Genomic DNA, 12,279 nt, shown 5'->3' on the forward strand with positions numbered 1-12,279 from the left:
GATGCACAACGCGCGGTGGCGTTGCCGTCGGGGCAGGGCCAGGCCGACAACAGAGCCCGGCTGGGCCCTGTCATTTCTCACTCGTGCGCAGGCCATCGAGAAGGTCAAGAACGGCGAGAGCCGGATCACCGACTTCGGCAGGCAGATGCTTGCCGATCATCCTGTGGAAATCACCGAGGCCGACCTGGAAGCCGTCCCGGCCTTCCAGGCATACGTGCCCAAGAAACGTACCTCGACGGCCATCGCGGTTGACACGGAGCATCTCCCGTCCTATTGGTTTGTCGGTGCGTTCTACACAGTCACCGAAGACAACTACGACGGTCCCGTAGGCGACCAGACTGAGCAGTTCCTGGAGAGCGGACGCTGGGTCAACGGCAACCAGGGCAAGTATCTCGACATGGTGAAGGCCATGAAACCGGGCGAACGCATCGCCATCAAGGCGGCTTTCACACGCAAGCATGATCTGCCCTTCGACCCCAAGGGAAACCGTGTCTCGGTGATGGCAATCAAGGCCACAGGCACCGTCATCAATAACCACGGTGATGGCTACACCGTCGATGTCGACTGGGATGAGCAAGAACCAGTTCGAGAGTGGTACTTCTATACGAATCAGCAGACCGTTTGGCGCGTGAAGCCGACCGATTGGAAATCCAAGGCGCTCATTGACTTCACGTTCAGCGGGGCAGACCAAGACTACAAAGAGTTCCGGAACTCCACGTACTGGGCGGAGCGATTCGGCGACGACGCGCCCGAAGTGGTCGATGAAGGCGAGGACGAGACCACCGAAGAAGAAACCCCCGGTACACCCGCTTACGGAGTCTCCAACATCATCGAAGACGGCTGCTTCGTTACAGAGGAGACGCTGCTCGGCTACCTCGATGCCCTGGAACGCAAGAAGAACCTGATCCTGCAGGGGCCGCCTGGAACCGGCAAGACCTGGCTGGCCAAGCGCCTGGGGCGAGCACTCATCGGAGCAGGTTCCGCCGGTCTACTCCAGTCCGTTCAGTTCCATCCGACATTGTCCTACGAAGACTTCGTGCGGGGATGGCGCCCAAGCGGCGACGGCACGCTGACCCTCGTCGACGGACTGTTCCTGGAAGTCATGAAGAGGGCGGAGAGTACGCCCGGCAGCAAGCACGTCTTGGTGATCGAAGAGATCAACCGCGGCAATTTGGCACAGATCTTCGGCGAATTGCTCACGCTGTTGGAAGCAGATAAGCGTGACCTTGCCGAGGCATTGACCCTCACCTACCGCAAACCCGGCGAAGATCCCTTCTATATCCCGGCAAACCTCTACATCATTGGAACGATGAATCTGGCGGACCGGTCGTTGGCAATAGTCGACTTTGCGCTGCGCCGAAGGTTCGCCTTCGCCGACCTGTCACCGCAGTTCAATGACGCCTGGCGCAAATGGGTTTCGGTGCGGAACGGTGTCGACACGACGATTCTCGCAGCGTTGGCGGATCGGATCGGTGTGCTCAACCAGCGGATCAGCGACGATCGCTCGTTGGGTGAGCAGTACCGCATTGGTCATAGTTTCTTCACTCCGGCGCACGCTTCCACGATCGACGACCCCACGGGCTGGATCCGAGGCGTTGTCGCACAGGAGATCCGGCCGCTGCTCGCCGAGTACTGGTTCGACGACCCGGCGAAAGTTGCAGCAGAGACGGCAGCGTTGATCGGCTCGCGGTGACCCAACCGGGTGTCATCGCCAGTGGCAGCACCGGTATCCCGGTGCGAAACCTCTGGCTGCTGATGCTATATGCGTCGCGGCTGTATCAGCGCAGCGATTTCCTCCGGGACCGGAGCGTGGAGGACAACCCCGACGACCTGTTTGAGTTGGTCTCCGAAGTCCTGGTGACCGCCGTCGAACGGCGGCTGCAACGCAGCCTCGGCCGTCAGTACCGCGAACGTGTCTCCACACTCGCCAGGGTTCGTGGCCAGATTGACCTACTAACGACCGAGTCGAAAAAGCTGCTCGCCCAAGGCAGGGTGGCCTGCCGCTTCGATGAGCTGTCGGTCGACAACCTGCGCAACCGGGTCCTGCTCACGGCCCTGATGATCGCCGCACGACGGGTTGATGACCACACCCTGGAGCGGCGCGCCCGAGGACTTGCCGAGGCACTGACCCAGTATGGGGTCACACCGCGGTTGGTCACCTCCCGCGAAGCCGGCCAGCTCACTTTGGGCCGCAACGAACAAGACGATGCCGAGGCCGTGAACGCCGCCCGCCTGTTGTTACAGATGGAGATCCCCGCCGAAGATGCCGGCAGAGCACAAGGTCGCGATCCCGAACGTGAGGCCGCCGAAGTGCGCCGGTTGTACGAGGCCGCAGTGCGAGGGTTCTATAAGGCAGCGCTGCCGCCGCAATGGTCGGTGGCCGGTGGCCGGTGGCGAGACACAACATCATTGGCCCGTTGTGAACCCGACGGACGGTCTGATGGCAGTACTTCCGATCATGAAGACCGACACGCTGCTTGAGACAGGCGACCGTCGCATCATCGTCGAAACCAAGTTTGCGGATGCCCTCAAACCGAATCAGTATGGCTTACCCAAGCTCTCACGCGATCACATCTTCCAGCTGTACGCCTATGTGCAATCACAACATGGTCGCGACGAATTATCTCTTACTGCTGAGGGTGTGCTGTTGTATCCCGTTGTGCGGCAGCAGCTGGACGAGTCGGCGATCATCCAGGGCCACCGGTACCGATTCTTGACGGTCAACCTCGCTGGCGACGCCCATGAGATTCGAGAGACACTACTGAGCGTCCCGCATCCCAAGTCGTGACAAGCTAACTAATGCGTCATTTATCCGAGGAGACAGCACTTTTAGGAGCTGCTACGGCATCACGACACCGGTTCGGCTGCGTGGATCTCGCCCGACAACGACCACTTGCTCTCATGTCCTTGGCGGCACACAATCTGCGCAGCCACAACCAAGTGGTCGGCCGGATTCCATTGCACTCCGCTTCCCCGCAGGTAAACGAGCCGGCCGGCGGCGCCCAGGACGGCATGGCTGTCGTCGAGCAGCAGGGGTTTGATCAGCCCCACCGGCTTGCCGGTGGTGTGGGCCAGACGCGAGCCGATGTCATCGACAGATGATGTGTCGCGGTGGCACTGGAACGCGGCGATGGTGCCGTCGATGAGCGCTTTGACAAGTCCGGGGTTCGCCCCTGCTGTGTGTGACCATGGGTGGCTGAGGGTAAGGCGGACCACAAGCCGCTCCGACTCAGCGACGGGCTTCTCGGCGATATGGACGTCTTTCGTGTGGTGAATGGCGAGCCAAACCTGTTCTAATCGCTTGTCGGACGGGAACTTTCCAAGATCTGCTTCCGTGAAGTGAGCCAGTGGCCGCATGGGCCGCCAATGAGTGAAAAGGCTGTCCGGGCTCGTCAGTGCATACTCATATGAGCACGCATGTGATCGACCAGATGGCGCGTTGCCGTGTGATGCATTTGCCGTTTCAATGCGGACTCCGTGCTGGGTGGCGAGTTGGAAGCAGCCTCCTGCGGTGTCGTCGATGTTGTAGAGCACCAGATTCTCAACGTCCGCGCCCTCGGGCTTTAAGCCGGCGAAACTTGCGTGCAGTATCTCACCGGGCTCTGCTGATAGGCATCGGACGGATTCGCGGAGCGCTGCGCGAGCGGCCCGCTGATCATCGGTGAGCCGCTCGTACGGGAGGTAACGGTCGGTCCACAACCGGACCCACCGGCTGCCGGCGTCAGGTCCTTCGATCTCCCACCCATGCGCTGCCATCGTTTCCGGCTCAGCATCAGTGGTGTCGGGCACCGGCACAACCAGGTGGGCCGGTGCCGAGCCCGGGCTGGAAGCGATGTACCCGGGTGGTTGGCACGTCCCGCACTGCGACAGGGCGATGCGTGGGTAGCCCAAAACCCATTCGTCGAGGTCACGAAGCGCCGTTGAGCAGACCTTGATGTAGGACTCGGTAAAAGGTGGCGTGCTGATGATCGTGCGGCACGCGGCGTTGTGCAGCTTGGCCACACCGCTCAAGCTGCGGCCGACGTTGATCACGTAACCCGTGCTGTGCCCATTTACCCACTTCAGGTAGTCATCGTCCCGGTCCTGAAATATCTCGACGCTCATATACTCCTCCACCTCGGCGTTGTTAGAGACGCCGTCGCGGACTTGTTCGGGTTGGTCGCCGACGATCGGCTTGCGAAGCAAAGGTCATCCCCCCTTGCCTCCATGGGCAAACAGCGCGTACTCGACCACGTCGGGTTCTTGTTTCCACAACGGGTCCTCAGCCCACTTCTCGGCAAGTTCGAGATAGCGCAGATAATCTGCTTGGCAGACAAGCCCTTTCGCGGGCACTGTGCCAGGTGCGGTAACCGCCAAAGCGGCACGGACCCGTTCGTCGAGCACCAGCGGCCGTGGGGGCTGCGCAGTGGTGTATCCGGCATAGTAAAGCAGTTTTGTCCCGAAGGACATGCCAAATCCGGTGATCTTGTGGGTGTTCAGCAATGCGTTCCACCCGGCAGCTGCACCTTCGCTGCGAGTCAGTTCGACGATCGCCCTGATGCTGTCGGCCGCACCATCACGCCTCAGTACGGCCGCCGTGCGCTGAGGGCCATAGTCTTTCGGTTGATATCCCCACGCCATCGTCATCAAGAACAGATCGACAGGATCTCTCGCAGCCTGAGCATGGAGGAATCTACGGGCGATACCTCCAGCCTCCTGCACATGCGCCGTCAGGTCGGCGTGCGCGTCTTCGTGACCGGAGAAGACCTCGATCCAACGTTCAGGGATCCAGCGATTACGCTGCCGCTCGACGTTCTTCGTGGTGTATTGGCGTACTGCCCGCGGAACATCGCTGACCAACCAAGTCCCGGAACCAAATCCACCACGCTGCCGCGTCTTTGCCGCAGCTGCGTCCGCGACCTCCTGCTCCTCGATCCCGTGACATTTCAGCAGTGTCGACAAAACTTCCGTGACATCAGCCAACTCGTCGATCAACCTGTTACGGTCGTTAACCACCTCGGCTGCTTCTTGAACTTCTTCCAGGAGCTTGTCTACCAATGCGTGCGCCAGTTCGTGCCCGGCCAACTGGCGAACTTCCACCATCCGACCCGACTCGCGGATGAGATCCGGAATTAAGTCGCGGACGAGTTTGCCGTCACTCATCGTGTTGTCCTCCTATAGGCGATCGAACTCTCGCGAATGGGTCGATGAAACCACCGTCGCATCATGGTCAGTCAGTTAGCTGTAGCTCCCAGGCGACCGGCCGATCCGCCAGCTGCTTGGCTTGTGAGAACGCATCGTGTGCCGCGCTGCTTCGTCAGCCCACTTCTCGGCGACACTCTTTGGCCGTTGCGGCGCAAGCATTTCCCGAACCCTCTTCTGCACAACTTTCGGGTCAACGAGACGTCCGCGGGTGTTGCGGGTGACCTGTGGAGTCGCTCGCGCCTGCTTTCTCGGTTGCTTGACTCGGGTTGCTGACTTCTGCCTCGTGTTTGTCTTAGATGCCTGGTGAGGCTTCGGCTTCTGCTGCAGATTCTGTTTCGATCTCTGGATCTCTTGCTGCAGCTTCGAGAGGAGTCTCTGTTGCGCCTTGCAACGCGCTTCGAGCTGCCGGTACTCAGTGCGAAGTTGCGCCAGCTCGGCGGTGGCCTCCTGAAATCCTGCGCGCCATCACTTTCGTGATACTCGGGCAGCCTCACCCGGCAGGCTTCGCATACCTGCGATGGGTCGACCTCCGGGGGCACGCTGGGCCGGGCGCATTGATGGCCGCACAGCGCTCGGTCATTGTGGCCGTTGAGGTAGTCCCGATGGTGAACGACAGAAGTCGTAGCGTCGCACATGTAGAGATACGTTGGCTCTGGCGTCGTCCGTACAGATTGAGACTGGCCACCTGAACATCGTTCAGCTCCTGCAGATTTCGGTTCGTCATTATGCCCCTGACTTCGCTCGACCGGATTCCGGACCGGTTGGAACCTTTGACGTAGCTTGGTGGCCAGTTGCGGCGTGACTGCGGTATCCGAAGTGTGCACATCAAACCCGAGGTGGCGAAGATAGCCGAGCACCGCCTTATCGGGGACGCCAAGTTCGGGCGCCAGCTTCTCGACAGTGGTTACGTAGGACTCACGCAGCCGACGTACGACTGGAGCGTTGAGGATCGACGAAGCAGACTTGACGACCTCACCCTCCTCTCCGAGCCGCGCCAAGAGCTCCTTGCTCGTGACGCCCAGTTCTTTGGCGAGCTCGTGAACGCGCTTTTTACCGGCCATCGCCATTGCCATTGCCCTCATTGCGCGAATGATTGACGGTAATCATTGTCAACGCCTCTGACTTCATGGCCTCGTGCGGACGGCCGCCACCCGCCTGACGTAGCACGAGAGGTTGGGAAGAGGGTCCGACAAATTTGCCAGCACATGTAAACATGCGCCGACGATCCTCGCCAGAGTTTTCGGCATTTCGACCGCGTCGCGGTATTGAAACGTCATGGTTGCCGACGCGTTGGGTGTTGAGCAGCCCCGGCGGAACCAAGGCGCACATCACAGGACAGTGACCTCATCGATCGCCTCCATATGTCTGTTCCGATCAACCGCGGACGCGAGCCGAACAGAATGACAAAACCCACCGACAAGCGGCTCCCAGGCCGGTCATACAAGATTAGGAGTACGGACCCCTACCCATGTCCTAATCACGGGGATAGCCGACGTCTTCGGCATCCAGGCCAAGGTCGAGTGCATGGCAGTGAATGGTGACGCCGGCGGGCCGCACGGTATGAACGCGCACCTGTTCATTTCCTTTGGCGTACACCAGGTGCCCTCATCGAGTCCGAGTACCGTGCAGTAGGCGAGCATCTGGTAGAGGTCGGCGTTGGGAAAGCCTTCCGGTTTTTCGGCCTTGTACTTGGCGTCGACGACCGCCGCGACCGTCCCGTTACGACGGCACAGCAGGTCTGGTTGCATGTCGACTTGCTTCGCGTCGTCGAGGTGCAAGGGCGCTTGGGTCTCGCAGTGCCAGCCGTGTTGATTCAGCGTTTCGCTCAGCGCGGTGGTGACGAAATCCTCGAAGATGCGCCACATGTCAAACACGTAGCCGGTCACGGTGACGCTGCCCAGGTGATGTTCGAAAGACTCGGCGGCCAAGATAATTTCGGCGAGCCGCAAGGCCGAACCGTAGCGGGAGTTGAGGCGGCTAGGCTGCCACGTCAGGATCGCTGTGCCCTGCGGAGTCACGGAGACGTCGGCCAATGTGCGACGCAGCCTCAGGAGCAGCCGCCGCGCGGGTTCGCTCACCCGGGGCACGGTCAACAGCCGCAGCGTCGCCATCGCTAGCAGCTGATTTTCAGCTATGTCGGTGGTGAAGTCGTCGTACTCGACGGCGATCGGCACTGGAAGCCCGTAGAACCGGCTCATCTGCTCGTCGGCCAGAATCCGCCCGCGCAGCACCGGCAGGGTGTCAGAGATCGTCCGGTAGCCCTGCAGCAGTCCTCGTTCGTCGGCTCGGGTGGCGATCCGGGCGAAGCCTCCGCAACGCCCGGTAGCAGCTCGTCGGCCCCCATCAGACCGATCGGGTCGTCACGCCAGATCCCGGATTCCGGGCGTAGCCGAGGAGAAACAGGAGGCGGTTCAGATCGGTGATCTTCGGACGCACGGTGAGTTGGCGCTCACCGATGGCTACGGCCCCCACCTTCCGGCCGGCGATCACGTCATATAGGCCCTCGGTGACGGTCGGTGTGACGGTGACGATGCCCAACGCGGTCAGGACTCGGCACTCCGTGTCGGTCAGGGATGCCTGGAGGGCAGGACCGCCCTCAGCGAGGATCAGCGGCGGTGGAGTAATCGTCGTCTGAATCGGACGCTGGTACCGTTTCCGCCTCGGCTGTAGCACCGACCGGGTGGGCCGCCAAACTCTTGGTCAGCGCGTCCAGACCGTAGCGGGCGTTCACGTTGATGTTACGGTCGCCGTATTGGTGCTCTTCGAGCAGCGGCAGGATGTCTGTGCGCCACATCAGTTTCAGGGCGGCCCCGGTGGGGTCATTGGCAATCTTGTCCCGCATGAAATACGACGGACCGATCTTGAAATCGGTGTCGGTGATGCGGGCGTTTAGTTCGTCGTGCAGGTCGGCGAGCGTCGAGGGGTAGCCCTTCGCCGTCAGCCAGCTCCGGAGGATTCCGTTGGTGGGCGGCGTCAGGGTTATCAACTCCCAGTCGGCGGAACGAGCCGCCCGATCGAGGGCTCGCTGCTTCGACTCTCCGACAACGCGGAAGTTGGCGTGAGACAGTCAAACCTAGGTTCGAGCGCATCGCGGTAATCTCTAAGAGCCGTACTGAAGGCCGCGACCGCGACCGTGTCGAGCGTTGGAAGACCGGCGGTGTAGCGCGAACTGATCAGCTTTGACGTCAGGCTGCCCCCTGACAGGATCGTCTCACATCCGCCAACGAACTTATCCAGGTACTTGATTCGCCTGCGAAACCAGCTGTCGTCGGGCTCGAACGTCGCCACGCGGTCTGCCGACAATGTTCGACCGTGAGCGGGCGGATGAAGCTTCGCCCACGCGTACTCTGTGTAGGGTCGCAGTCGCCGCGGTACCCGGCCACGTGCAAACAACGCGATGCTTGTCCGCTGCAGAATCTGCTGCACTTCCGACGACTGGCGGTCCGTCAATGGAGCAATCCACGAGGGCAACCAGATCAAGTTCGGCATGAACGAGTACAGCCATGGATCAGCTCCGGCTAACGTCCCGTCAGGCATATCGCGCCAGATGTGACAAGCAGTGAACCCACGCCACGGCCGACCGCCGCGGTACGGATGCCCCAGCGGGGCCGTTACAGCGCACGTAAGCGGTAGCTTCTTAATGATGGAGTTGTCGTCACGAAAGTACGCATCCGCACGTGGGGCGCCCCAAGATTCAGGCCCTTGATCGTACCGGCACGAACGGTCCCTGACACACCACGGGACCATCACCGGCATTCGGCTGTATGCGTCCTGAGACCACCAAACCCCTAGCCTCTCAATAAGTTCGGTCGCAAGCTCAATAAATTCAGTTCGAGCCAGCCCCGACGTAGCTTGCGGCTGCATTCCGCGGGTCAGGTAGGCGTAGAGCGCTTTCGACCTCGGAGCATGCTTAGCCACGGCACTTGTCCGGCCCAGGCGGTCAAGCTCTCTGACCAGCTCTACCGACGCATCAATTCCCGTCATTGTCAGAAGTGTACGAAGCGTTGGGAATTGCGGTCGTGTTCCAGCGCGAAGGCCGTTCGCGAAACGTGATCCCATCCCACCGCACGCCGACAACGCGTATCTAGTACATTCCGCGGGTGACTGGAGACCACGCGCATCAGAAGGACCAGGATTCCGCCATCGAAGAGGTCGCGGACGAAATACTTAGACTCGACCCGACCGGGCAACGTTGGGGCGCTGTTCTTCGGCATACCTACGACATGATCTACAACGGTCCCGAAACTGGCCGCTTCCGCTGGTCGCAACTGATGAAGACCGAGAAAACCCACTTCGGCACCGTCTTCGAGATCAACGCACAACGTGAGTTCGAGTTCGAGGGCGGCGACCAGACCGACTACCGCATCGCCGGCCATCAAGTCGATGCCAAGTGGAGCCAGGCCGATGGAGGCTGGATGCTTCCGCCCGAGATATTCGACGAGATCGCTTTGGTCGCTACAGCGAGTGACCCCGACGCAAAGTTCTCACTCGGCGTGGTTCGCGTCACTTCAGCTCATCGACGCGAAGGGGCGAATAGAGACAAGAAAAGTTCCCTCAACGCGGCAGGCCGCGGCGCCATCAAGTGGCTGTGGCGCAACACTGCGATGCCCGCGAGCATACTGCTGCAGTTGCCGGACGACGTCGTCGCTCACATCTTTGACAACCGATACGGTACGCAGCGCGTAAATCGGCTGTTTCGGGCGGCCGAGGGACGACTCGTCCACCGCAACACCGTGCGTACCGTAGCCATGCAGTTAGACGACCAGAAGCGGGTTCGCTTCAACGGCGGTGCGCGCAGCGCACTCAAGCCCGAGGGCTACGTCATTCTGAGTGGCTACCACGCTCACCTCGCGGAAGCGCTGGGAGTTCCTGTGCCGGATGACAAACACTACATCTCAGTCCGTGTTGCGCCGGGCGGCGAAGGTGATCCGGTGATCTCCGGTAAACGTTGGAGACGCGCAACACACGACGACCTTACCTGCGAGGCTCCGATCCTTCCAGAAAGGGGAGTTAGAGAGGAGTAGCCAGTCAGGACGATTGAGTCGCGCATGCATCCGGATCGAATAGTCCTTGCGGAAACGGTAGCCCAGACGGTGTAAAGATGCCCGTTGGGCTACCCTCCCGCTCGGTGTTCGACCGGTGGATAGCAGCCATGCTGCACGATCGTCCCACTGAAGTCGCAGCCCGCCCTCCCCGGCGTGGGTCCGCAAGCACTGGTCGTCGCGTCGCTAACCTACGACGAGGCGGTGCTTCCTTGTCAGAGGAGTACGTCATGATGACAGTCACATCGAACGTACGTTCGATAGGAACGGAGATGGACACATGACGAACACCTTGAGCTGCTTGGAGATCTGCGCAGGCGCGGGCGGGCAGTCGCTCGGCTTGGAAAACGCGGGATTCACGCATGAACTCGCGGTAGAGATCGAGCCCGAGCCATGCGAAACACTGCGAATCAATCGACCGCAGTGGAAGGTGCACGAAGGCGACGTTCGGGAAATCGACGGCCACCCTTACCGTGGCATTGACCTACTCGCGGGGGGAGTCCCCTGCCCCCCTTTCTCCATCGCGGGAAAACAACTCGGGGCAGACGACGAACGAGATCTCTTCCCGGAAGCTCTCAGGCTTGTCGCGGAAGCTAAACCCACAGCGGTCATGCTGGAGAACGTTCGGGGACTATCAACGGCGAAATTCGAGCCGTATCGCAAATCGATCCTTGATCGACTGCAGCGCCTCGGCTACGCGGCAGATTGGCAAGTCATACAGGCAAGCGACTTCGGTGTGCCCCAGCTGCGGCCGCGATTCATCCTGGTGGCGATAAAGCGCAAATTATTCGATCAGTTTCGTTGGCCGGACCCACAACCGACCACCCCGACGGTAGGTGAAGTATTGCACCCGCTCATGGCTCGCGATGGGTGGTCAGGAGCTGCAGCTTGGGCAAAGCGGGCTAGCGGCATTGGCCCCACCCTTGTCGGCGGATCACGCAAACATGGCGGCCCCGACCTGGGTCCCACTCGCGCTCGCGCCGCTTGGCTTGAACTCGGCGTAGACGGAAAGGGGCTTGCAAATACTGGCCCCGATGCACACACTCCCGTCAAACACATACCTCGGCTGACACTTGAGATGGCCGCAGCGATCCAAGGGTTTCCGCCGACGTGGCGCTTTTACGGGCGGAAGACGGCGGCTTACCGCCAGATCGGCAATGCCTTCCCGCCGCCGGTGGCGGAAGCCGTAGGGGCATCGATCGCGCATGCGCTCGGCGGCAGCTCACTGCTTCAGCACGAGGCAAACGACGGGCCAGCTATCGCCCGGAGCGCATAGGTGTTGTCGCCGCGGACGTTCGGCTAGTCGGTACACTACGGCCGGGCTCCGAAGTTCTGGCCGCACGGGATCAGCGCACCGCAGTGCGCTTGCGATCGCCGGAATGACACCCTCCGGCACCGCCGCCTACGTCACCCATGACCTCGAGAATGTCGGCCGCACCGACACCTTGTTGTCCGATTACGCAATACGTTGATCCACAAGGCTGCCCGCCGATACCCGCGCGCCAAGGTTGCGTCGTCGCCACGCCAGTTCTTCGGATTCTGTCGGAGGCCCTCGCTACACTCCCGCTAACAGCAGGCACCGAGGTCAAAGGGGGAATACCTGACCATGGCGTCTCCCGGGGGTGGACGCGTCCAGCTTGCGCTGTCAGAGTCTGCCGACGAGCCAGGTCGAGCGGCACCGTGGATTGGGCCGCTCCTGGCACTGGGAACGCGCGCCGCTCGCTGTTCGCGGAAGTTCACCGGTCGACAGTTGGTTATCGCTCTGTCAGTACCTAAGCGAGATTTTGCAGCGTCTCTGATCGGTTGCGGTTGGGTCCTCGCAAGCGAGGCACCGATTCTCAAGGAGCCCGTGGACACTCTGCGTGAGATGGAACCGGGACAACCACTCAGGGCTGTCAACAGCCGTGAGGTGATCACCGGGGTTTTCTCGTCCCTAGACGAACGAGTCCAACCCCCCCGGGCTCGATTCGCCGGGTCGTCTTGGAGGGTAGACGGGATCCGAGCGCTTGCCCCAATCAACGAGTTTGACCAACCCGAACGTGTACTACGTCCG

At 61.1% G+C, this 12,279-nt stretch carries 10 protein-coding genes and 1 pseudogene; 5 read left to right on the plus strand and 6 right to left on the minus strand.

From position 1 onward, the window contains the following. Position 1 precedes the first annotated feature (1 nt). From ACOI2T_RS30065 to ACOI2T_RS30075, 3 genes are read left to right on the plus strand one after another with little or no spacing between them, the layout of a single operon-like run. Positions 2–1,693 carry an AAA family ATPase gene (locus ACOI2T_RS30065; protein ID WP_421874969.1) on the plus strand — a complete coding sequence of 564 codons (1,692 nt, stop codon included), beginning with the start codon at positions 2–4 and terminating at the stop codon, positions 1,691–1,693. Further along, positions 1,690–2,481 (plus strand): 5-methylcytosine restriction system specificity protein McrC, encoded by a 792-nt coding sequence (locus ACOI2T_RS30070; RefSeq protein ID WP_421874971.1) that lies wholly within the window; start codon positions 1,690–1,692, stop codon positions 2,479–2,481. Before ACOI2T_RS30065 ends, ACOI2T_RS30070 begins: the two co-directional genes overlap by 4 nt. Next, entirely contained in the window at positions 2,459–2,788 is a 330-nt protein-coding gene (locus tag ACOI2T_RS30075; protein WP_409502171.1) for an McrC family protein, read from the plus strand. Before ACOI2T_RS30070 ends, ACOI2T_RS30075 begins: the two co-directional genes overlap by 23 nt. 59 nt (positions 2,789–2,847) lie before the next feature. Here the strand turns inward: ACOI2T_RS30075 and ACOI2T_RS30080 are convergent, their stop codons facing one another. The 6 genes and pseudogenes from ACOI2T_RS30080 to ACOI2T_RS30105 all read right to left on the minus strand — a co-directional run bounded on the left by ACOI2T_RS30080 (position 2,848) and on the right by ACOI2T_RS30105 (position 8,170). Continuing rightward, positions 2,848–4,185: a hypothetical protein gene (locus ACOI2T_RS30080; protein ID WP_409502172.1), complete on the minus strand. Its 1,338-nt coding sequence runs from the start codon at positions 4,183–4,185 to the stop codon at positions 2,848–2,850. A gap of 3 nt (positions 4,186–4,188) precedes the next feature. Continuing rightward, the gene (locus ACOI2T_RS30085) at positions 4,189–5,142 is read right to left on the minus strand and encodes an 8-oxoguanine DNA glycosylase OGG fold protein (RefSeq protein WP_409502173.1); all 954 of its coding nucleotides are present in this window, start codon (positions 5,140–5,142) and stop codon (positions 4,189–4,191) included. Positions 5,143–6,092: 950 nt separating this feature from the next. Then, positions 6,093–6,245: pseudogene (locus ACOI2T_RS30090) on the minus strand (translation initiation factor IF-2 N-terminal domain-containing protein); the annotation flags it as partial. 375 nt (positions 6,246–6,620) lie between these two features. Continuing rightward, positions 6,621–7,481 (minus strand): McrC family protein, encoded by an 861-nt coding sequence (locus ACOI2T_RS30095; RefSeq protein ID WP_409502369.1) that lies wholly within the window; start codon positions 7,479–7,481, stop codon positions 6,621–6,623. A gap of 46 nt (positions 7,482–7,527) precedes the next feature. After that, positions 7,528–7,722, minus strand: coding sequence for a hypothetical protein (locus tag ACOI2T_RS30100; RefSeq protein ID WP_409502174.1), 195 nt, complete (start codon positions 7,720–7,722; stop codon positions 7,528–7,530). Between the two features lie 58 nt (positions 7,723–7,780). Further along, on the minus strand, positions 7,781–8,170 hold the full coding sequence (locus ACOI2T_RS30105) for a hypothetical protein (protein ID WP_409502175.1): 390 nt from the start codon (positions 8,168–8,170) through the stop codon (positions 7,781–7,783). 1,114 nt (positions 8,171–9,284) lie between these two features. On the opposite strand from ACOI2T_RS30105, the gene ACOI2T_RS30110 reads away from it, so the two are divergent. Together ACOI2T_RS30110 and ACOI2T_RS30115 are read left to right on the plus strand one after the other, a co-directional pair. Further along, positions 9,285–10,208 carry a NaeI family type II restriction endonuclease gene (locus ACOI2T_RS30110; protein WP_409502176.1) on the plus strand — a complete coding sequence of 308 codons (924 nt, stop codon included), beginning with the start codon at positions 9,285–9,287 and terminating at the stop codon, positions 10,206–10,208. A gap of 298 nt (positions 10,209–10,506) precedes the next feature. Continuing rightward, a complete protein-coding gene (locus ACOI2T_RS30115) occupies positions 10,507–11,502 on the plus strand; it encodes a DNA cytosine methyltransferase (protein ID WP_409502177.1) in 996 nt (331 codons plus the stop codon). Positions 11,503–12,279: the final 777 nt, after the last annotated feature.

The organism is Mycolicibacterium wolinskyi str. Jessa 2025 (assembly GCF_049241375.1).
GTDB lineage: Bacteria > Actinomycetota > Actinomycetes > Mycobacteriales > Mycobacteriaceae > Mycobacterium > Mycobacterium wolinskyi.